A 23,337-nucleotide genomic window follows, 5' to 3' on the forward strand; every position below is an offset into this window, starting at 1 on the left:
TTGAAAAACAAGTAGAGACTTTCAAAGGCACATTTTGTTTATATATTATTTGTTTATACGTTATATGCTATTTATGCACAATATTTATACACAATCCTTAAGGCGATACTACTTAAGGCATACACCATTTAAGGCAGATACTACAAAATTCGCTCACCACTTGATGACGGTACAGCCGAAAGAGCGCGCGGAGCAGCAAAACCACGTTTTGCAAACTCATCAGCAATAGCCTGAGCAATCGGCTTAGCCCTATTAGTATCAACTAAAGCAATAATGGAACCACCAAATCCGCCGCCAGTCATGCGAGCGCCATAAGCTCCCTCATTGCGAGCCACATCAACAGCAGTATCGAGTTCTGGAACAGTAACCTCATAATCATCTCTTAATGAATTATGTGACTGGTTCATCAATTCTCCTGCAAGAGTAATGTCTGTTTTATGGAAAGCCTCAACAAACTCTCGAACGCGATTTATTTCCGTAACAACATGACGCACTCTTCTCATCATTGTTTCGCCACCAAGCTTCTGCACTCGATTAAGAGTATCTTGTAAAGTCTGCTGTGAATCCCCACTATTAGAAATAGAATCAGCAACAGCACGCAAAGATGACACATTAAGCGCTTGAGCAGCCTCTTGACACATCATTCGACGAGCAGCATATTGACCATCATTAAGCTGATGAGGAGCGCAAGTATCTACAACCAGTAGTTCTAGATTATTCGCCGCCAAATCAAACGGCTGCTGGCTCACGCTTTGTAATGGCGTCAAATTCTTCTTGCAGTCCAACAGAAGCGCATTACCTTCAACACATCGCAAAGAAGCATTTTGATCCAAGCCTCCAGTTGAAGCTCCAGCCATTTCATTCTCTGCCATAATCGCCGCATGAATAAGCTGCACGCGCCCAACATCCGAATCTGATAATCCTAAGTCAAATGCATCACTTAAAGCGAGCGCAATAGAACATGTCATTGCTGCAGAAGAGCTTAAGCCTGATCCAAGTGGAACGCATGAAACAAACGCAGCATCAAAACCACGTACCTTTAAGTAGCCTGCTTTACGCAATGCCCACGCCACTCCAATAGCGTATGCTGCCCAACCTTTTACATCTCCAGCATGTAGATGATCAAGATCCGCTTGTTCGATTGACATAGGGTTAACGCTTGAAACTACTCTAACTTTTGTGTCTCTTCTAGGATGCAACGCAACAAAAGTGCGATGCGGAAGAGCGATAGGCAAGCATAATCCTTCGTTATAATCCGTGTGTTCACCAATAATGTTTACTCGTCCAGGGCTTGCCCATACTCCACCATTATCTTGCAAACGCATTCTGCAATATTCGCCAAAAGTCTCGCTGAATAGTGATGTTGCTTGTCTGGCACCATCATCATTCTTCACTGCTTCAATAAATGATACTGGCATAATAGCACTCCTTTGTACTCACAAATCATAATAACATTTAATATTACTAATATAGTTAATAACATTAGCCTAACTAGCCTAACTAGTCTAAATCAACCGCACCGAGTTCATGGAATCGTTGTGCAATAAGTTCTGGCGTAGTATCTGAAACCCACGCAGCCATACCAGACTCAGATCCAGCCAAATACTTGATTTTGTTAACATCTCTGCGGAATGAGAAGAATTGCAAATTAAGACGATAATTTTCACGACGAGGGTCATGCAATGGGGCTTGATGCCATGCTGCAATATATGGAAGATCCATTCCCAATCCATCTCCCTTATCGAAGAATGCGTTTCCGCGACGCAATAATGTTGAATACATTTGTGCCAAATCCCAACGCTCTTGGTCATCAAGCTGATCCAAAGAAAGAACATCTCTAACTGGAGCAACATGCACCTCTAGTGGCCAGCGCGCTGCAGCTGGAACATATGCCACCCAACTGTGATTTCTCATTACAATGCGCGAAGCATTATCAATCTCCGAAAGCATTAAATCTTTCAACAAATTACTGCCAGTGCGTTCAAAATAAGCTTGAGTATGTCGCAATTCTTGCTCAAGTCTAGGCGCAATAAACGGATAAGAATAAACCTGACCATGAGGATGAGCTAAAGTAACACCAATTTCTGCACCATGATTTTCAAATGTGAATATTTGTTCAATGCCATCAATCTGGCTAATTTCAGCCGTTCTAAAAGCCCACGCCTCTACTACAGTTCGCAAACGAGATACTGGCAATTGAGCCGGTAACATATTTTCGTCTGGTCCGAAGCAAATCACTTCACAACGCCCAGCTGCAGGAGCTTGTTTCCATAGTGGATTGCCATTAAGATAATGAGGTTCACGGCTTACACCAGGAACTTGAACCATGGATGGAAAACGATTTTCAAAAACCACAACATCGTAATCAGTGTCTGGAACTTCCCCATCTTGATATGCAGAACCAGGTTTGCGAGCGGCAAGCGGATTGCCCTTAGTAAGCGCTCCAGGGCCAGCAGTGATTGGTCGATTCATGCGCGCTGTAGACATAGGAATCCAGTCTCCAGTAAGAGGATCTTGACGCATTTGCGGAGCTGCATACTGCACTTCATTACCATCCGCATCAATATGCGAGGCAAACCTATACGCTAATTTTCGAGGATCTTTCAATTCGCGCGTTTTAAGACCGCTAACATAATCTGGGCTATCATCAAGATAGAAAAAGTCACGACCGTCAGACAATTTCGTTGCAGTAATGCGAATATGATTGCGAGCATACTCTCCTTGCTTATATGACTTATAAGAATTATAAGAATATTCGCCATTATTATTATCAGTAGCATTCTGATGATTTTGAACGTCGTTAAGTCCGTCGCCAAGTCCGTCATTAAGTCCGTCATTGATGTCCATGTTCATATACACCTTTGTCCTTTTGATTTTAAATCTTTTGCTATTTTGTTATTTTGTATTTATTATTTTGTTTCTTTGCTTTTGCAAAGGTAAATCCACAACGACTCCTAAACAAAAAGCACATCTCAACTCTCAGAAAATGTTACTTTTTGTAACATAACGAGCGTTCTTGATGCTATTCTATCATATAATTGTGTACTTTGAGGGCATTTTATTACATATTTTGCAAAAATTCGCACTAAATAACTCATAGACGCAACATTACAAAAAATAACAATCCACCATTTACTAACACAAACTCAGGGTCTGCAGCGCATTCTACGATTAAGACTATGCCAAACAACATTAACGAGCTTATGGAAGCGCTAAACGAGACACAGCAGCAAAGCGAAAAAACGCCACTCAGCCAATCCTTCCTGCTCGGTTTCGACACAGAAACAACGGGCGCAATTCTCGGCGAAGACTCCATTTGTTCAGCAACTCTTGTGCTCAGAAACCCACAAAATAAGACTCACAATGACGTGATAGCAACCTGGTTAATAAACCCGCACAAGCCAATTAATCCAAAAGCAAGCCAAGTCAACGGATTTACGGACGAGTTCCTACAAGAAAACGGTGGGGAACCAACGGCGGAAATCGAAGCATTGGCTGCGGCGGTAAGCCTCGCGCAGAGCAAAAATATTCCACTGCTTGCATACAACGCTCCTTTCGACGTTGAAATGCTAAGGCATGATTTAAAAAAATGGGATTTAACAAGCCTGAACAATCGCCCGAATAGCACAATCAACGATGGAGAAATTCTTGTAGTAGACCCATTAGTTATAGACCGCGCTGTTTCTAAGCGCACAGGCAAGCGAACACTTACGCATACAACACAATTCTACGGCGTAGAGCCAATAGGAGACTTTCACGACGCAACAGCAGACACTGTAGCCGCAGTAGACTTGATTAAGCCTATAAGCGAATTACATGAAGATGTTGCAAATCTTGAATTATGCGATTTAATGACATGGCAACGCAAAGCGTATACAAAGTGGAAAAACAGCTTCGACGAGTGGCTAAAATCCAAAGGAAAACCAGCTAGCAGCGGAAACTGGCTATAATTCAAAATCAAGAGGAACAAAATGAGCGAAAAAACAAATCTTCATCTAAACATGCTAGACGCAAGCACAATTTTAAAAAATTACAGACTTCTACGAGAAATTATCCAAAAACTCCCACAGACCAATACTGAACACTCAGACGAACAAAACAACTGCATAGAAAACAACATAGAAAACAACGATTTCGTGCATATTCGCAACGAAATCTGGTCTATGAACGCGGACGATTTTAAAAACTACAAAAAAACATACAACCACATAACATACGATTCACGAGATATTAAGAAAAACACTCTTCTGTTCATTAAAGGCAATTTTAAGCCAGAATATCTTAAAGACGCTGATAAAAATGGCTTAACTACATACGTTGCCGAGCAAAGTTACGCGGATTACACCAATGCAGTAGGACTTATAGTAACAGACGTTCGTAAAGCAATGAGCTTGCTTTCATCAGAATTCTTTGGAAACCCACAAGAAAGACTTAGAGTTATTGGAATTACGGGAACAAAAGGAAAAACAACAACAGCTTACTTCACTCATGCAATTTTAAACGAACATTCTGAAGGCAAAGCAGCCCTATTCTCCTCCGTTGACAATTGCTTAGATGGAAAAACATATGTTGAATCTAATTTGACTACACCAGAAAGCCTAGACGCATTCCGCATGATGAGCCAAGCCGTAAAAAACGGTATGAAATACCTAGTCATGGAAGTTTCATCACAAGCATACAAAGTAGAGCGAGTATACGGACTACACTTTAATGTGGCAGCATTCCTAAACATAAGCCCAGACCACATAAGCCCAATAGAACACCCAACTTTTGAAGACTACCTGTATTGCAAACGCCAAATCGTAAAAAACACTGACGCGCTTATACTCAATGCAGACTGCGCTCACGCAGACTTAATACTCCAAGACGCACAAAACGAATACGTGGACGTCACAACATTTTCAAGAGTACGAAAAGAAGAAATGGGCGAAAACATCTGCAACTGCCAAGCATGCAGCGATCATTCAGACATTCACCCTTACGAAAAAAGCGAAAAATATCCAGAACTTATTTGGACAAAATATGTAGCAATGCCAGTTTCATCAGACGCGCAAGAACATTATGTTGCTATTTTAGACAACGAAAGCAAGAAAAACAAAAAACAATTCGTACCTAATTACACAACTATAGACAAATTCAATCTAAAAATCGCAGGCGACTTTAACTACGAAAACGCCACTGCAGCAATCGCAATCGCAAACGCATTAGGCATAAATGAAAACACAGATCAAAAAGCCCTACATGCTATAGAAAACGTTCAAATATCGGGGCGAATGGAAGTCTTTAAAGACACAAAATCCAATACAGTTGCCATAGTGGATTACGCACACAACTACATTTCCACAAAATCTGTTGTCGACTTCGTATACGACAAATACGGTAACAATGATCTTAGAATCACGCTTGTAACAGGATCCACGGGAGACAAAGCCGTTGACAGGAGAAAAGAAATAGTTCAAGCTGCACAAGATCGAATCAGCCAATTTGTGTTCACTCAAGAAGACACAAATGTCGAAGACGAAATGGACATTTGCAAATACATGCAATCTTGCGTAACCAATACAAACGTTGAATCGCGAATTATTATAAACAGAGCTGAAGCTATTGAATACAGTGTTGAAGAAGCAAGAAAAGATGCGAGAGAGAACAACAGACTCAACATAATACTTGCTATCGGAAAAGGCGACGAACGCTGGATAAAGGTGCACAACAAGCATGTTCCTTACGAAGGAGATTCGTTTATTATTAAACGCTTATTTAGCTAAGCACCTCTCTTTAGCTAAAGTCAATTCGCAATGTTTGGATGAATATTAGCGCGCTGATCCTTAGGCTTCTTCAAGTCTGGATTAACGCGCTCAATAAGCATAGTTCGAGCGTCGCCAGCTGTAACAAAACTGCCGCAAATCAACACTCCATGTCCGTATCCAACTCCAAGCTCATCGTCTTCGTCAACAAGATTCACAGCTTCTTGAATAGCGTCTGGAAGATCGTCAACGCGAATCACTCGATCTCTGCCAAATACGTTAACCGCAATCTTCTCCAAATCTTCTGGATCCATAACGCGATCACGCCAAGAGTTACGAGTAACAATAATCTTCGTTAAAATCGGCTCAAGAACACCCAAGTATTCTTCAACTTGCTTATCTGCCATCATTGCCACAACGCCAATAAGCTGCTCAAAATTATAATTCTCCTCGATTGTTTTACGAAGCGACTCAGCAGCATTAACATTGTGGCCGCCATCAATAATAATTGTCGGAGAAGTGCGCACTTGCTCAATTCGCCCAGGAACCTTAACTTGGCTCAAAGCCTCGGCAACCAAATCGCCATCCAAAGCGCCATTTACAGGCAGAACAACCTCCGCAGCAGCAAGCGCCGCCAAAGCATTATGCGCCTGATGCACACCAAACTTGTCAATCGGCACATCTTCATAAGTGCCATTAGGCGTGCGCAAAGTGGCAACTTGACCGCCAACAGCTGGAGTGCGCGAAATAACCTCTAGCTCGCCACTGCCGTCACTAAAGTCGCGTAAAAGCTTGGCATTATTGCTATTTGCCACCTCTTGAATAATCGGCAAAACTTGTGATTCGTGTGGCTGCGGCCCCAAAATCACAGTGCAATTTGGCTTAATAATGCCCGCTTTTGTGCGCGCAATCTCTTCAACCGTGTTTCCAAGCCATTGCATGTGATCCATGTCTACAGGACCAATAATTGCAGCATCCGCGTTCATAACATTAGTGGCATCCCATTCGCCACCCATGCCAACTTCCATCACGGCAACATCTACAGGAGCGTCAGCAAAAGCCCAAATCGCCATGGCTGTAAGCACCTCAAAAAAGCTCATGCGCGGTTTGCCATCGGCGTCCATGCGAGCGTCAACCATGTCTATAATGTCTTTCATTTGATCATACACGTCAACGAACTGGTCGTCGCTAATTTCCTCACCATCAATCATGATTCGCTCATTTATGCGCTGCAAATGCGGAGAAGTGTAAAGACCCGTGCGCAAACCGTATGCGCGGCAAATCGCCTCCGCCATGCGAGCCGTGGATCCCTTGCCATTGGTGCCAGTAACGTGAATTACGTGCATCGATTGCTCTGGATGCCCCAAAATATCAAGGATTAGGCGCATTCTGTCTAAATCAAGATTCGTCTTATTATGCTCTGGAGCGCGTCGCATGATATCACGCTCAACGTCAATAATGCGCTCGCCGCTACTATTTGGATGTTCCATAGACATTTTGTTTGTACTCCCCCTGATTTAACTCTCGCCATACGCTGTGTTCGTTATATGCGACATTCTTATGCTCATTTTTCCAACTATCTAGATTAGTAACTGTAGTGTTTTTGTTAGTGCGTATCGGCGTGTCGAAGTAGCGACACACTACAAATTCGTTAGATTTATCTCACTCATGATGCATTTGTAACGTTATTTGGCTGTTTTTCGTTACATTTGCATCATTGATGAGACATTTGTAACGCTTTTTGGCTCAAATTCGTTAGATTTATCTCACTCATGATGCATTTGTAACGCTAGCGGTATTTCTTGCTTGGTGTCGCGCAAACGACTTTATAGCGCGTTATAAATTTCTGCAATAGTGAAAAATGTTACAAATCATACAAAAAATTATCCAAAAGGCGTGTTAGTGGAAACTAAATGGTAGAGTACTCGATGTCGTTTCCGCCCAGGCTGCGTAGGTCAAGAGACGATTTTAAAGAAATTACAATACGCAGCATCTAGTAGTTAAGGGACTCTTATGAGTGATATTTTCAATAATGAATCAAATAATGAATCAAATTACACGCAATCCAGCACGCCTATAACAGACAAGGCTCAGAATCAAGAAGAAGTTACGCCTACAATAATTAGCAGTCTTCGCTGGCGAGTGGCAGATATATCACTTGGAGCTGCTTTAGCTGCTTTGTTTGGTGTAATCTACTGGGGCTTTACTATTGTGTTCTTCTCCCAGATTTCACCTATTTTGCGAACGGTTTTGCCTGGATTTGGCAGCATTTTGCATGGCGTTTGGTACATGTCTGGCCCTCTTGCTCTTCTTTTAATTCGTAAGCCTGGTGCTGCGATTTATGTTAATGTTCTTGGTGCTGTATTCGAAAATATTCTTGGTCAACAATTCTCCGCATTCATGGTTCTTGCTTCTGCCGCTTTACAAGCTGTGTTTAGCGAAATTCCTTTTGCGATTGCCAAATATAAGAAGTATAACCTTACCTTAAGCGTTATTGCTGGTGGTCTTACAGCTATTGAATATGGTATTTATTTGATGTTCGTAATCTACCAAGGTAAGTCTGTAAATTATCTAACAATTCACATGATTTGTGAGTTTATAAGCGGTATTGTGATTGCTGGAATTATTCCTTGGATTTTGTTCGTTGCAGTTCGTAAAACTGGAGCTTTGAGTAATTTCGCTTCTGGAAGAGGACAAGCTACAGTAGCATAATTATTCGAGCTAAAACAGCTGGCGACTAGACTAGCAGAGCACATAAGTGTGCATTGCAATGCGAATTGTATATGAATAGTGTTGCATAGCGTGTTAAACGTTTATGGGTGTGTGCTAATCTAGTCGTTGCTGACTTTGTTAGCGTGGGGCTTTAGCTCAGTCGGTTAGAGCAGCGGACTCATAATCCGCCGGTCCAGGGTTCAAGCCCCTGAGGCCCCACTAGATAATCGCCTTAATGGCGTATAAAAAAGCTTCAACTCGTTTGATTCTAGGAATTACCTAATTCATCTTACAAGTTGAAGCTTTTTGTTTATATTCTTACAGACTACAGTCCTGCTTTAGAAAGATAGTCTGGGATTTCGCTCGGGTACTCTGGCCAGGCTCCTGCTTGAGTGCAAACGTACGCAGCAGTGTTGATTGCAGCACGATGCGCGTCTTTAAGCGAATCGCCAGCCAAAATCCTTGCAGTAAAAGTACCAGAGAACGAATCGCCAGCACCAACTGTGTCATTAACTTCCACATGAGGGGTCGGATATGTGGAGCTTTCTCCCGTCTTAGTAAAGATTGTGCTAAAAGTAGATCCGCCAGTCAAAATCACATAATCCAAGCCGTAGCGCGCCTGGAACCATTTGCAAGCCTCATTGTCTGAAGTTTCGCGAATATTGAACATGTCTCTAAGAAGAAGCAGCTCAGAATCGTTAAGCTTAAAAACAGTAGCCTCTTTGAGCAGAGCATCAATTAAATCTTTTGAATAATGATCGCTACGAATGTTAATGTCAAAGAACTTCATGGCGTTTGGCTTAGTGTGCTTTAAAAGCTCCAAAACAGTGTCGTGCGTTTCTTGCGATCTTAAGCTAAGAGTACCAAAGCAAATCGCGTCTGCTTTGCTAACAAGATCTACAAGTTCTCGCGTATAAACAATATGGTCCCACGCAATGTTTCGCACAATCGTGTATTCTGGAATGCCATTTTTAAGTTCCACATCTACTGTGCTAGTTGGCCAAGCATTGCGCTGAATAACGTGCTTGATCCCTGCTTTTTTAACTTCTTCAACAAGTTCATCACCGAGAGAATCTTCTCCAACCGCACTAATAACATAGCTTTCTGCTCCATTGCATTGCGCGTGATACGCAAAGTTGGCTGGAGCACCTCCAACTCGTTTTCCTTGTGGGAGCAAATCCCACAGTAGTTCTCCAAGCGAAAGAACGATTGGCTTAGTCATTATATTCCTTTCAAGAGCATCAATGATTTTGGCTACAACTTGTTGATTCAACATTTTTACCCGCAGCACGCCGATAATAAAATAATGCTGTTATAACAAAGCGATATAACAACATTATTGCGTTAAGATTAGATAAATTGGGTCTTTAGGATTTTGAACTTTACAACTCAACGGTTAGTTGCCACTTTTCCGCCGAAATATAAGAAAAGTGGCACTAATCTCATCGAAAAAAGTTGCTCTGCCGCACGTTACTTTGACGCGCACTGAGCCATCCAAGCCTCTACATCATCAATCTGCTTAGGAATATCGATAGAAAGCCATTCAGGGCCATTCTCCGTCATCAAAACATCATCTTCAATGCGGATTCCAATTCCGCGCATTTCTGGCGGAAGCATAAGATCATTGGCAGCAAAGTACAAGCCAGGCTCGATTGTGAAAATCATTCCTGGAGTAATCTTCGCACCCTGATACGCCTCGTAGCGAGCTTGAGCGCAATCGTGAACATCCAAACCCAAGTGGTGAGCAACACCACACGCATGCCAACGACGATGCTGCTGACCTTGCGGCGAAAGCGATTCTTCAACGCTAACCTTTAGAATACCCCACTCGTGCAAATGCTCCGCAAGCACGCGCATGCAAGCGTGGTGAATATCGCTGTAAGTGGCGCCTGGCTTAGCCGCCTCAAAACCAGCTTGCTGAGCGTCGAGAACGCACTGGTAAAGCTTCTTTTGCAAGTCTGTAAACTTGCCGTTTGTTGGGAAAGTTCGCGTAATGTCTGCCGTGTAAAGGCTGTTGACTTCTACGCCTGCATCAATCAAAAGAAGATCCCCGCTAGAAACCACGCCCGTGTTGCGCATCCAATGCAAAATTGGAGCGTGCTTTCCAGAAGCAACAATCGTATCGTAGCCAACCTCGTTTCCAACTTCTCGAGCAACGGAGTTAAAAGCGCCTTCAATCATGCGCTCAGAATGCTCTTTGCCTAAAGCTTGAGGTAAACGCGTAAGCATGCGATCAAAGCCTAACTTTGTAGCAGCAACAGCTTTGCGCATTTCACCAATCTCGTAAGCATCTTTAAGCATACGAGCTTCGGCTGCTACTTCGTGCAATTTATCGTCTGCGGCAATATTTGCATCTTCGTCGCTAAATCCGCTAGCTTCTCTTAACTCATCTACACGTGCTGTTAAATTGGAGTCCGCTTCTCGCACAATTCGCACACGCACGCTTTCGGCAGAGCTATTATCGTCGCTAACATTTTTTGCGATTGCGTCGTCAAGCTCCGCAATATCACGCGTTTCAATGCCTGTCATAGCTTTCAACTCTTTGAGTCCTGCGCGAGGACCAACCCAGTATTCACCGTAGTGCGGGTCTTTGTAGAACGCATCAGTGCTATTGTCTGCGCGAGGAGCCACAAAAAGCTGCGGAACGTGAGTTTCGCCAGCCGATTCCTCGTCGCTACCTGTTTGCACCGGCTCAAGTACAAGAACAGCGCCAGCTTCGTAATCCTGACCCAAGCCAGTGTAGTATGCGAAAGTTGTGTCTGGTCTAAAAGCGTAGTCGCAATCGTTATTGCGTACTTTTGGCTGACCTGCTGGGATAACAAGGCGCTCGCCTGGGAACCTCTTACCAAGCGCTTCTAAGCGTGCTGGCGTGTACTTTGAGGACTCAAGCGGTTCGATTTGTGGCTCCTGGTTATCCCAGCCACTAGTCATAAACTCTTTAAAGGAATCGCTGTTTGGGCGCAAAGATCGATTGTTTACGCGGTCTTGCGCTTTCTGCGTACCATCCGCGTTTAGTTGCTCACCATGTATCGTTGGCGTTGATTGATGCATATCTTCTGCCATCTTGCGACTCCTTGAATTAATCTTTAATCAACCTAATCTTTAATAAACTTAGATTCAATCTACATTTCCCTATTTTCTTATTAGGAATGTACATTGAAAATAGCCATTAACTTGCAAAATACTAAAGCGAAGCGTTGTAATGCTGCACCTTAAGCGTACGGCGAGAAGAATCAAGCTTGCCGAGCACCATACGACGCAAAGCTTGATCCGCATCCTTATGCTCATCAAGCCAGCGCTGTCCGCGCTCAACTAATTCGTCTACATCCGCATAATTTGGATACAAGCCTTCAATCAAAGTTTCCGCCATATGGAATGTGCGATTCTTCCAAATCCACTCAACTTCAGCAAAGTAGCGCTCAACATAAGGCTTAACCAAATCGCCTTTAGCTGTGCTTGCAAAGCCAGCAACCACAGCACCCATTTGCATATTAGTCAAATTGAGATTACGCAAAGCCTGTTCAAAAGCCCAATCCTTAGCTTCTGCAGTTGATCGAGCCGCACGAGCTTGGTAAGCGTATTCGCGATTCTCGGTAGTATCGCGCTTTTTAAGTTCCGCGTCAATTCCAGCTTCGTCCAAAGCGTTCACGCCTGCGAGCGCAATAAGAATGCTCCAGCGCAAGTCGTTGTCGATTTCCAAGCCTTCCAAACTCACAGAACCGTCAAGTAATCCGTTAGCTACGCGCACAAACTCAGCATCTCCAACTTCGCCGTATCCAAGATAAGCCTTGAGCAACTGGAATTGCTCGTCAGAACCTGCAGAAGCTGCCAAAGCCAACTGCCAAAGTTCGTGAGCTACATGCTTTGCGACTTCTGCTTGACACTCAGGCACCACGTAGTGGCTTGCAGTTACCTTTACTTGACCAAGAGCATAGCGGAAAGTAGTTGATTCACGCTCAGTTGCCAAGGCTTTAAGGCTGAGTTCCACGAAGCGTTCTGCTGGGAATTCTGCATCGCGAGTCATATCCCACAATGCGAGCCAAATAAGCGAGCGAGTCAAAGAATCCTTGAAACGATACAAGTTTTCTGCAGCAAACTCAAGCGACTTTGCGTCAAAACGTAGCTTCGTGTACGTTAAATCGTCGTCGTTTACAAGAATAAGCGCAGGCATTTTTTCGCCGCGCGCTTCCGCCACTTCTGTCACTTCGCCGTCAACATCTAGTTCGATTCGCTTTGTGCGCTTAATTTCGCCACTTGCTTCATCTACATTGTAGAATCCAACAGCCAAACGGTGTGCACGAAGAACAGGATGCTCAACTGGTGCGCTCTGACGCAAACGCAAGGAAGCAATAGTACCGTCAGCTGCTTCTTCGACTTCGGTAGAAATCGTGTTAATTCCAGCTTTTTCAAGCCACTGAGCACTCCAAGCCTTAAGATCGCGTCCGCTTGTAAGCTCCAACTCGTGCAACAAATCAGCCAAAGTTGCGTTGCTGTATGCATGCTTGCTCAAGTAATTGTGGATTCCTTCAAAGAACTTTTCGCGACCAACGTACGCTACGAGTTGCTTTAATACGGAAGCGCCCTTTGCGTAAGTGATGCCGTCGAAGTTAACGGAAGTGTCGTTCAAATCGTTGATTGGAGCAACGATTGGGTGGGTTGTTGGAAGCTGATCTTGATTAAGCGCCCAGCTTTTTTCGCCAGAATTGAAAGTGCTCCAAGCGTCATGCCATTCTGTTGCTTCAGCAGTTGCAAGCGTAGAAGTGAATTCTGCAAAAGACTCGTTAAGCCACAAATCGTTCCACCACTTCATTGTTACGTAATCGCCGAACCACATGTGTGCAAGCTCGTGCAAAACTGTTACAACGCGGCGCTCAGCATATGCGTCCGTGACCTTGGATTCAAACACGTATTGGTCGCGAATTGTAACCATACCAATGTTTTCCATAGCTCCAGCGTTATATTCTGGCACGTAAATCTGATCGTACTTTGCGTACGGGTATGGCACTCCCCAAGTCTTAGCGTAGAAAGCAAAACCTTTCTTCGTAATATCGAACAAGTAGTCAACGTCTTTTGCAAAAGCGTCTTTAAGTGCCTGACGGCAATACATTGCCATTGGCACTACGCGGCCATCCTCATTGTTGTAAGACGTGTGCCATTCGGCGTAAGGGCCTGCGCAAATAGCAGTTAAGTAGGAGCTCATTTTTGGAGTTGACTCAAACACCCAGCGCTTCATTCCTTCTACAGCGCCATTTTCCAAAGTGCCTGCTTCAGTTTCGCGGCCTTCCAGCGCTGTTTCGCTCTTAACTGGCATATTGGAAGTCACAATCCAGCTTTCTGGAGCATCCACGCTAAAATCAAAAACCGCCTTCAAATCTGGCTGATCAAACACAGCATAAACGCGGCGAGCATCCGGCACCTCGAACTGAGTGTACAAATACACGTTGCCATCGGAAGGATCAACGCTTCTGTGCAAACCTTCGCCCGTGTTGGAATATTGGCAGTTTGCTACAACTTCTACGGTATTATGCTCAAGCAGATTTGCGAGCTCAATTCGACTATCTGCAAAAACCTTAGAAACATCAAGAGATGCGCCATTGAGCACAACGGATTCAACGCTGTTTGCAATCAAATCGAGGAAGCTTGTTCCACCAGCTTTAGCATCAAACTCAATCTTTGTGTGCGATTTAAAATCGCGTTCCCCTTTGCCTAAATCAAGCGCAACATCGTAGTGAATTGGCATTTGAATTGCGCTAAAACGTTCCGCAGCTTCTACGCGAGTCAGATTTGCTCCTGGCATATTTACCTTCCTTTTTATATTTCCTTTATATTTTCCTTATTCTTGATTATTTTCTGAAATATTTGCTACTACTGGCACAATCATTGGCTTCCTACGCAACGCACGCGCAATCCAACTTCCAAGCGTTCTTCGCATAATCTGCTGAAGCTTATACGTGTCTTTCTCGCCATGCATCATAGCGTCTTGAAGCTGGAAAACAATCTGACTACGAATCTTTTCAAAATCAGACTCGTCTTCTGCAACAGCATTCAAGTAAATCTTTGGACCTGCTACAACATCTGCGCTATCTGTATTTACCACTATAAAGCTAGACACAAATCCTTCTGTGCCAAGGATTCTACGCTTTTCCAGCTCTTCGTCTGTAAGCTCGCCAACGGAATCGCCATCAACATACACGTATCCGCATGGCACAGATCCAACAACGGCGGCGTTTCCATGGTACAAGTCCACAACATCTCCATCTTCTGCCAAAACAACATTTTTAGGATCCACGCCTGTTTTAACAGCAATCGAACCGTTTGCCACAAGATGCCTGTGTTCGCCGTGAATTGGCATAGCGCATTTTGGCTTAACAATGTTGTACAAGTAGAGCAACTCACCCTCATTGCAATGACCAGAAACATGAATCGCAGCATTATCTTTATTGATTACGCGAGCGCCCATTTGTACAAGCTTGTTGATTACTTTGTAAACTTCATGCTCGTTTCCTGGGATTAGTGAGCTTGCAAGAATTACAGTATCAAGCTCATTAACTGTAATATCTTTGTGTATTCCGTCTGCGATTCGCCCAAGAGCTGCCATTGGTTCGCCTTGAGATCCTGTGCACATATACACAAGCTTGTCGTCTTGAATATCTTTTGCTTGCTTTAAATCTACAACAGTATTTTCTGGAATATGTAAGTAGCCGAGATCTGCCGCAATAGACATATTTCTAACCATTGAGCGCCCAACGAACACAACTTTTCGACCATACTTGTGTGCAGCGTCTACGACTTGCTGAACGCGGTGAACATGGCTAGAGAAGCTTGCGACGATTATTTTGCGAGTGGCTTCCGCAAACGCGCGATTCAAAGCTGGTCCAATAGTGGTTTCTGGCTTAACGAATCCTGGAACCTCGGCATTTGTGGAATCCGCCATTAATAAGTCAATTCCCTGTTCACCAAGCTTTCCGAATTCAACTAAATCAGTAAGCCTATGGTCTAGTGGAAGCTGATCTAGCTTTATATCTCCCGTATCAATAAGCGTTCCTGCTGGCGTTTTTACACACACTGCAAGAGCGTCTGGAATGGAGTGTGTTACGCTAATAAACTCCAAATTAAAAGGACCTATTTTTAGCTTGTCTCTGCCTTCTACATGAATCATTTTTGGGTTGATTCTGTGTTCTGCACATTTTGCTTCAACAAAAGCGAGTGTTAATTTAGATCCGATTAGAGGAATGTCTGGACGCATTTTTAGCAAATATGGCACGCCACCAATATGGTCTTCATGTCCGTGCGTAAGTACCAGAGCATCTACTTTATCTAACCTGTTTTGAATGTAGTGAAAATCTGGCAAAATCAGGTCTACGCCTGGCTGCTCTTCTTCTGGGAAAAGCACTCCGCAGTCTATAAGTAAGATATGACCGTTGTATTCTATAACGTTCATATTTCTTCCGATTTCGCCCAATCCGCCAAGCGGAACAATTCTCATTGACCCCTTGCGATATTTTGGCGGAGCGATTAACGCACCATCGCGCTGATCGTTTACCACTGGTGGAAGCGCGTTTTTAACTATTTTAGAACTTTTAGAACTTTGCGTATTTTTGATTTTTTTGCTTGCTTTCAAAGATTCGATATTGTTATCGTTAATCTTGTTATCGCTTGTTTTATTGCTTTTTTTACTTGTATTAGTTGTTTTTTCTTTTTTCACAGTTTTATTTGACTTTTTATTCGTTATTTTTGAAGGTTGGGAGGTTTTTACAGAGTCTACAATTTCTGCAAGAATCTCATCCGTCAATTGCATCGTTGTCTTACTCATCTAATCCATTGTAGCGTTACGCCTCAACGGATTAACACTTAAAAATATGAAGCAAATCGCTTTGAATTTGTCGTAAATAACCTATAAAGCTAAAGTTAAAGTCAAAATGTTAAAGCGTGTGTTGAAACGTGTGTTAAAGCGTAAACTCTAATGCTTACCGTATTTTTTCCAAATCTTGATTCCGATGCCGATTAGTACTACAACGATTGCGAAAATCATTGAACCTAAAATTGCGGAGCCTGATTGAATGTCAGCAAAGCCTGCTGCTGCGAATAAATCTGAACCAAACATTACACACCTTCTAAAATTCTTGTTTATTGTTTATTGTTTTGTTATAAAAACCTATTATTCCTAATTCTACAATACTTTTTTGCAAAAGATAATACTCCGAATTGCCTTCGTGCTACGCTTTGAACGCTCAGACAGGTTGTCGCGCTTAGAGCGTAGCGCGCAAGGGTAATTCTCTGTTTGCTGTTGCGAGATATGCGGATTCGTTACATTTGTATTATCGGTGAGGCATTTGTAACGTTTTTTGGCTGTGGCATATACCCCTTTTAGTATGAAAAGCGTCAGTGTTGTTTGCGTGTTACAATAATCCACCCAATTGACGCGATTGGAATTGCAACAAGCGTAGAAATCCATGGAACCATCATTCCGCCATGCGAGCTCCACGCGTCAATCGCAAAGCCCGCGACCATTGATCCAAGAGAAGCGCCAGTTGCAGATGCCGTTGGCAGCCACGATAATCCTTCGGTAAGCGAGTGCTCAGGAATCGTGTCTTTAACAATAAGATTTCCAGTTGCAAAAATTGGCGAAACGCATAGTCCGCTTAAAAGCTCAAAAATGCTTAGAAGCACAAGTCTATCTAAGTTAATGTTCATAAGAATAAAGCCAATAGTAAGAAGGCTTAAAAACACGATTAGATGAGACCAATTAGATCCGCGGAATTTGTGCGAACCAAAAATAACAGCTCCAACTAAAGATCCGCATGCAAACAGCGCAAGTTGCAAGCCGATTAATTTGTCTAATCCTTGCGCACGCATTGCTGCAGTAACAGATACGTCAAAAGCGCTAAAACTCATATTAAAAACAAGGAACATAACAACAAGTGGTATGATTCCGCGGTAAAGAAGAACGTTTTTAGGCTTCTTCTTACGATTTTTGTTTTTGAGTTGTTTAAGTGAAAGCCTGTCTATAAGCTTTGTAGTGTTGTTGCTTTTATGTGTGTTTTGTACGTTTTCGCTTTGCTCGCTTATTGCATTTTGCACGTCTTCGTCGTATTTAGGCGCGCTTTCTACTTGCACGATTTTAATAACCGCTGGCTGTGTGTTTTTAAGTGATAAGAACCACGCTCCACCTAGTCCACTTGCTAAAACCGGCACAAAAAGTTGAGATACAGGGTGAACGCTAGTGGCAAGCCATGCTGCAAGAATTGGTCCGAAAATAAACACAATCTCGTCAATTCCAGATTCAAGCGCATATGCAACGTTTAGTAACGTATCGTCGCTTTGACTTTTAAGTGTGTATGCCCAGCGCGTTCTAACAAGCGCGCCGAACGCAAATTGCGTAACTCCCATTAAGATTGCAAGCACAAAAAGTATTGGCAAGGGTACACGTATTAGCGCTGCAACAGCAAAAGATAGCATAGCTACAACTTGCGCGCTTAGAGCAAGTGTTCCAACTTTTCTTTGACCAAATCTATCAAAAAACTTTGCATATAATGGCGTTACGGCTGCTTGTGATAGCACGTATGCGGCACTCATAGTGCCTGCAATAGTCCAATTGTTGTAAATGTGATTTAGTGCAAGAACGATTCCTAAACCCATCATCGAAATAGGCAGCCTTGCTATTGCTCCAGATATGCAAAATGCTCGCGTTCCTTCAAAAGAGAATAATCTTGCATAATTTGACATAGGCGAAGACTTTTGCTGCGCCGATTTCGATGACATATTCACTTCCCTTAAAATTTGTACGCGTTTAACGTGCTTAACATGATTGATTTTTGAGTATCTTTCTAGTCTACATTATGGCGTCAAAGTTTGCAGATTGATGTTTTGATTTTCCCGTGTTTGTTCCCTTTTTGGTCGATTGGGGAAACAAAAGCGGGAAAATCGTTCGCGCATTATGCAGATCCAAATCGTCGATTCGAAAGTTAATCCATAGGTATTTGATAAAATCGCATTGAAAACTTGATACCCCCCCCCCGTAGAGCTGTATACTGTTTTCGTATGAAGCAAGGTTTAAAAAAGATCGCAATGGAAGCGAACAAAAATTGCGATTCTCGCACAAAATCTTGTTTAAATAGCAGAGTCTACGATTTTAATCATTAGAAAAGAGGAGAGGTTAGTTATGAACGCTAAGCTTGCCGTAGCAATATCTTTAGGCGCAAGTTCTCTTGCATTATTCGGCATGGCAGGTGTTGCCAACGCTGAAACAGTTACTCCACCAAATTCTGGCACAAATCCACAACCTGTTGTACAGGCTCCACAAGGTGGAAACACAAATCCTAGTGGCAATTCAGGTAGTCAAAATCCTCAACCTGGAAGCACAAATCAAGGTGGTAATTCTGGACAGGGTCAAACAGGAAACGCTACTGCAGTCCATCAAGGCGGTGGAAATAGCGAGGGAACGAAGCCAGAAGAAAAGAAAAATGAAGCTGCAGAACAAGCTATAAAGGATGCAAAGTCCAAGAGTGAAGACGCTCAAAAAGATGTAGCTACAGCAGACAATGAAGTTAAGCAAGCAAACGAAAAGGCAACTGAAGCCAAGAACACTGCCGAAGAAGCTCAGAATTGTTTAAATGCTGCTAACAAGTCAAAAGATAAAGCAGATAAAGAAAAGACTGAGGCTGACAACAATTTAAACGCAGCTAACAATGAAGTTAACGCCAAAGAGAAAGTAGCTGAAGAAGCTGCAGGCGATGTAGCTGCAAAAGAAAAGACTTTAAAAGACGAGCAAGCTAAGCAGACTGCAGCTGAAGAAGCAAAGAAGAAAGCAGAGAAAGAAAAAACTGCGGCTGAAGAAGAAAAGAAAACCGCTGAAAATAATGTTACTGATAAAACCAAAGATTTAGAAAAAGCAAAAGGAACTTTAGAAGCTAAGCAAGACGAGAAAAACGATTACGACAAAAAATTAAAGGCAGCACAAGAAAAGTTAGAAAACGAAAAGAAGGAACAAGCTCGTTTAGATGATATAGCTGATAGAGCCAAAACAAAACAAGAACAAGCAGATCTCGCTGTTGAAAATAACAAAAAAGAGCAGCAAGAAAAGCAAAATAAGATTGATGCTCTAAATAATCCGACTACTACCACTAACGAAGAAGTAGAAAGACTTAAGCGTGAAGCATCTGAAGCTGAACAAAAAGCTAAAGATGCTAAGGAAGATGAGGATAAGAAAGATAAAGAAGCTAAAAATAAGAAAAAAGATCTAGATAACGCTGGAAACAATCTCAACTCAGCAGAAAAAGATCTTGAAAATAACTCAGACGCTAAGAAGTTGAGCGATGCAGAAAAAGCTGTGAAAGACGCTAAGAATACTGCAGATGAAGCTGCTAAAAATGCTTCTACAACTACAGCAAACTTTGATGGATTCTTGGATTATGTGATTAAAACTTATAAAAATTCTACTAGCAAAGAAGATAAAGCTCTTCTTGCAGACGCTCAGCGCGCTAAGCAGATTTTGAACGGTGAAAGAGTTGAAATCATGAAGCAAGTCCAGAACGGAGACAAAACAGAAAACGTTCTAGACCACGTTATAGAAGTTCCTATGTGGTATAAGGATCTTGTAAAACTCGGTAAAGTTGGCGGCGCGGATTCATTGCAAAACATGAAGGAAGCTGCAACTTACTACGAGGCACTCAACAAGTTACGCAAAGAAGATAGCGATAAAAACAGCGCAAGTACTGAAGGCAGTGCAACTTTGGGCGCTGTTAACGTGCGTCTTAGCTTGATTGCTGAGTCAATTGTAAACTCCTTCTATTCTGGTGCAAATCATGATCATGCAATAAACCACCCTGGTTATAAGGGTAGTGAAGTGATGAAAACTAACCCGTACAATGCTACAGAAAATCTTGCGTGGGGCAATTACGACGGAGACTCTAAGGATCATAAGAATCAGGAGTATGGAAGTTGCCATATAACAGCAAATGGCAATACGTCTTGCTCTGTAGATGCTGAAAAATATAACGCTCTTAGCGGCTGGTATACGGTTGAAAAAGAGCGTTACGACAAGGCTGTTGAAGGAACGTTTGTAACTGGCGAAAAAGGTAGTGAAGTAACTCATAAGATTTCTGATGCTGGTAAAAAGGTTCTTAAAGAACATCGTTATGATTTGGGTCGATACATGCGGCAGAATCCAGAGACTCAGTTATTCGTTGATAGTGCTGATAATAGTGGTAATCTCAAGGGCATTTTCTTGGAATCTGTGGGTCATTACACGAATTTTGCTAGCAAAGATATTACTGCTGGCGGATTCGCTGAAAGCGACTTAAGCTTGCAAGAAGTTATAACAACAACCACAGTAAACGGAAAGTCTACAGTTAGCAAAGAAGATGTTGTAGGAGATGTAGCTGTATGGCACGGAAGCAACGAATCTTCGATTACTATTGCTAAGTATAAGCAACTTCTTGCTAATTACGAGAGTAGCCTTGATGAAAGCGCTAAGGCAGAGTTGCAAGAGAATGACGCTATAAACAAGCTGAATGCTGAAGCGAATAAAGCAAACTACGATTTGTTCGTTAAAAAGTATGCGCTTCGTAAATTGCATTATGACTTGAACATGAGCGATGCTAACAACTTAGACGCTGCAGATGCCGCTAAACCTGAAGCTGGTTTGCAAGATCAGGAAAAGAACGCACTTGATGTTCTTAAGCAAAAAGCTCAAGAACTTGTTGCGTACTATAGCCAAACTGATGTAACGTGGGCAGCTACGCAAGAGACTATTAATCGACTTCTTAATCAAGCAAAATCTGAAGTGCAAAAAATCGAATCTAAAATTACTAATATTACTAATTCAATAAGCACTGCTGATTCCAAAAAATCTGAAGTAGAAAAGCTTAAGAAGGCTGTTACAAATGCAAATACTGCGTTTGAACAGGCTAAAACTGATGTTCAAGAAGCAAATAAAGCTTTAACACAAGCTCAAGAAACAGCTAATAGGTTAAATACTGAAGCTACAAGTGCGCAGCAGAAGTATAAAGAAGCTGAGCAGAAGGCTCAGACTGCAGCTCAGCAGACTAGTGAAGAGCGCAATAAGCAGATTCAAAATCTTCAAGGTGAGCTCGATCAGCTGAAAGAAAAAGCCAAAACTCTGGAGCAGACTGCTAAACAAGCTAAGACAGCTGCTGATGCAGCAAAAAATGATGCTCAACTTCAAAAGAATAAGATTGATGGAGAGTTAACTCAGGCTGTTACACAAGCTAAGCAGAAGGTTGATCAAGCACAGCAGGCTGTTCAAGATGCAATCAAAGCTAAAGATAGTGCTGTTGAAGCGCTTGCGGCAGCAAATAAGAATGTTACTGAGTTAACTGAAAAGATATCTGGATTTGCTGCAGCAATACAAAAGCACGACAATGAGATTAAAGCTGCTAAAACAAAGGTAGCAGATGCTCAAGGCTATCTTGACACAGCAACACAAAAGCAAACTAGCGCCGAAACTGAGCTTAAGAATGCAAAACAAACAGCAAAAGAAAAAGCTGAAGCCGTTAAGACTGCTGAACAAAATGTTGAAAAAGCAATTGCTGCTATTAGTGCTGCTAAAGAATCTGTTAAGCAAGCTAAGATTACGGTTGCTTCTGCTCAATCTGCTCTTGCAGCTGCTAAAACTAAGGTTACACAGGCTCAAACAAAGGTTGAGTCTTATAAGACTAAATTTGCAGCAGCCGTAGCTGCTCTTCCTGAACAAGTTCGAGTGACATATCAGGCGAATTTTGCTGCTGTAACTGGTAACTTTACAACAATGCTAGCAACCCTTAACTCTTGCTCTACTACTTTGAGTTCTGCTACTAGCACGTTGCAAAAATCAGCAGAAAGCCTGTCCAATGCTGTTCCAGAACCAGCTCCAGAACCACCTGCTCCTGTGCCAGTACCAACACCACCTACACCACCAGTAGTGGTACCGGAACATCATAATGAAGGTGGTTCTAATACCAACACTGGCAGTGGAACACAAGAGCAAAACACTGAATCAGGCAATGCTAATCAAAATACTGGTTCAACTAGTGCAACGCAAAATAACACTAGCAGCAGTACGAGCAACAACACGAGTTCTAGCGAATCCTTCGAAAACTACTACAACCAGTATCTTGCAGGATACGCAAACAACTTATTCGGCAGCGAGCAACTCGGATTCCACGCTGCTATTCCAGCTGCACAATCGCAAAGCGCAAACGGTGCTAACGGTGCTAACGGTGCAAATGCTCAAAATGCTAATGGCGTTGCAGCGAATAATGTTGCAGGCGCAGCACACGCTAACACTCTTAGCGCAAGCAGCGCTAACCGCATAGCAGCTGCTCTTGCATCTGGCGCTAAAGCTGCAGCTAAGGATTTTGCTAAGGATCTTGCTAAAGCACAAGATGCTGCTAAGGATTCTGCTGCTAATAGCGAGTCCAATAATGATAATGCAAAGGATTCTGCAAAGAGCAAGTCTAAGAGCGAATCCAATAAGGATTCCAAGAGTGAATCTAGCGAATCCAAGGATGAGTCTAAGAACGCTCAAACTTCTGACGGCGCACAAAACGAAGCACAACGCGCGTCCAACAACACTACGCTTAAGGTTGTTGCAGCTCTAGCGGCTGTTGTTGCAGGAATCGCAGCAATCGGAGGCGGCACTTACTTCGCTCGCCATCGTCGCGCATAATCAAAACTAAAAAACAAAAATAAAACCGCGGTTAACTGGTCTTATAACTGACTAGTCTTCCGCGGTTTTTGTATCTACACACGATCCCGCTTTTTGTAGTCCAACACGCCGATTAGAACTACAAACCCAGTCCAATAACTCCGCACTTTGTAGCGATTTACGGCATGCCGAACAACAAAACCCGTCACATCGTTCACATGGATTAGCCGCGCG

Annotated in this window: 13 protein-coding genes and 1 tRNA gene; 5 read left to right on the forward strand and 9 right to left on the reverse strand. The window is 42.8% G+C overall.

The genetic code is table 11. From position 1 onward, the window contains the following. Positions 1–140: 140 nt before the first annotated feature. The gene (gene galK / locus HXT60_RS04865) at positions 141–1,418 is read right to left on the reverse strand and encodes a galactokinase (RefSeq protein WP_020760550.1); all 1,278 of its coding nucleotides are present in this window, start codon (positions 1,416–1,418) and stop codon (positions 141–143) included. A gap of 82 nt (positions 1,419–1,500) precedes the next feature. After that, positions 1,501–2,847 carry a galactose-1-phosphate uridylyltransferase gene (gene galT, locus HXT60_RS04870; RefSeq protein ID WP_421791419.1) on the reverse strand — a complete coding sequence of 449 codons (1,347 nt, stop codon included), beginning with the start codon at positions 2,845–2,847 and terminating at the stop codon, positions 1,501–1,503. Positions 2,848–3,179: 332 nt separating this feature from the next. Between galT and HXT60_RS04875 the strand changes: the two genes are divergently transcribed. Both HXT60_RS04875 and HXT60_RS04880 read left to right on the forward strand, forming a co-directional pair. After that, positions 3,180–3,950, forward strand: a complete 771-nt coding sequence (locus HXT60_RS04875; protein ID WP_004113025.1) for an exonuclease domain-containing protein — start codon at positions 3,180–3,182, stop codon at positions 3,948–3,950. Between the two features lie 21 nt (positions 3,951–3,971). Continuing rightward, positions 3,972–5,765 carry a UDP-N-acetylmuramoyl-L-alanyl-D-glutamate--2,6-diaminopimelate ligase gene (locus HXT60_RS04880; protein WP_421790911.1) on the forward strand — a complete coding sequence of 598 codons (1,794 nt, stop codon included), beginning with the start codon at positions 3,972–3,974 and terminating at the stop codon, positions 5,763–5,765. Between the two features lie 20 nt (positions 5,766–5,785). Here the strand turns inward: HXT60_RS04880 and HXT60_RS04885 are convergent, their stop codons facing one another. Further along, positions 5,786–7,240 (reverse strand): bifunctional folylpolyglutamate synthase/dihydrofolate synthase, encoded by a 1,455-nt coding sequence (locus HXT60_RS04885; RefSeq protein WP_421790913.1) that lies wholly within the window; start codon positions 7,238–7,240, stop codon positions 5,786–5,788. Positions 7,241–7,757: 517 nt separating this feature from the next. Here HXT60_RS04885 and HXT60_RS04890 point away from each other — a divergent pair. Then, entirely contained in the window at positions 7,758–8,456 is a 699-nt protein-coding gene (locus HXT60_RS04890; protein ID WP_004116727.1) for an ECF transporter S component, read from the forward strand. A 145-nt stretch (positions 8,457–8,601) separates the two neighbouring features. Next, positions 8,602–8,675, forward strand: a tRNA-Ile gene (locus HXT60_RS04895). A gap of 106 nt (positions 8,676–8,781) precedes the next feature. On the opposite strand, the gene HXT60_RS04900 is transcribed toward HXT60_RS04895, so the two are convergent. The 6 genes from HXT60_RS04900 to HXT60_RS04925 all read right to left on the reverse strand — a co-directional run bounded on the left by HXT60_RS04900 (position 8,782) and on the right by HXT60_RS04925 (position 18,218). Continuing rightward, positions 8,782–9,678, reverse strand: coding sequence for a carbohydrate kinase family protein (locus HXT60_RS04900; protein ID WP_004114510.1), 897 nt, complete (start codon positions 9,676–9,678; stop codon positions 8,782–8,784). Positions 9,679–9,926: 248 nt separating this feature from the next. Next, complete coding sequence (locus tag HXT60_RS04905; RefSeq protein WP_421790915.1) at positions 9,927–11,519, reverse strand: aminopeptidase P family protein; 1,593 nt, start codon at positions 11,517–11,519, stop codon at positions 9,927–9,929. A gap of 121 nt (positions 11,520–11,640) precedes the next feature. Next, a complete protein-coding gene (pepN, locus tag HXT60_RS04910) occupies positions 11,641–14,253 on the reverse strand; it encodes an aminopeptidase N (protein ID WP_174190817.1) in 2,613 nt (870 codons plus the stop codon). Positions 14,254–14,289: 36 nt separating this feature from the next. Beyond that, positions 14,290–16,269 carry a ribonuclease J gene (locus HXT60_RS04915; protein WP_101888643.1) on the reverse strand — a complete coding sequence of 660 codons (1,980 nt, stop codon included), beginning with the start codon at positions 16,267–16,269 and terminating at the stop codon, positions 14,290–14,292. 147 nt (positions 16,270–16,416) lie between these two features. After that, positions 16,417–16,560 (reverse strand): hypothetical protein, encoded by a 144-nt coding sequence (locus HXT60_RS04920; RefSeq protein WP_004113042.1) that lies wholly within the window; start codon positions 16,558–16,560, stop codon positions 16,417–16,419. 278 nt (positions 16,561–16,838) lie between these two features. Further along, positions 16,839–18,218, reverse strand: a complete 1,380-nt coding sequence (locus HXT60_RS04925) for an MFS transporter (protein WP_004113044.1) — start codon at positions 18,216–18,218, stop codon at positions 16,839–16,841. Positions 18,219–18,618: 400 nt separating this feature from the next. Here HXT60_RS04925 and HXT60_RS04930 point away from each other — a divergent pair, with 400 nt between their 5' ends. Next, positions 18,619–23,124 (forward strand): hypothetical protein, encoded by a 4,506-nt coding sequence (locus HXT60_RS04930; protein WP_421790918.1) that lies wholly within the window; start codon positions 18,619–18,621, stop codon positions 23,122–23,124. Positions 23,125–23,337 lie beyond the last annotated feature (213 nt).

It is taken from the genome of Gardnerella sp. KA01002 (assembly GCF_049244015.1).
In the GTDB taxonomy this organism is placed as follows: domain Bacteria; phylum Actinomycetota; class Actinomycetes; order Actinomycetales; family Bifidobacteriaceae; genus Bifidobacterium; species Bifidobacterium vaginale.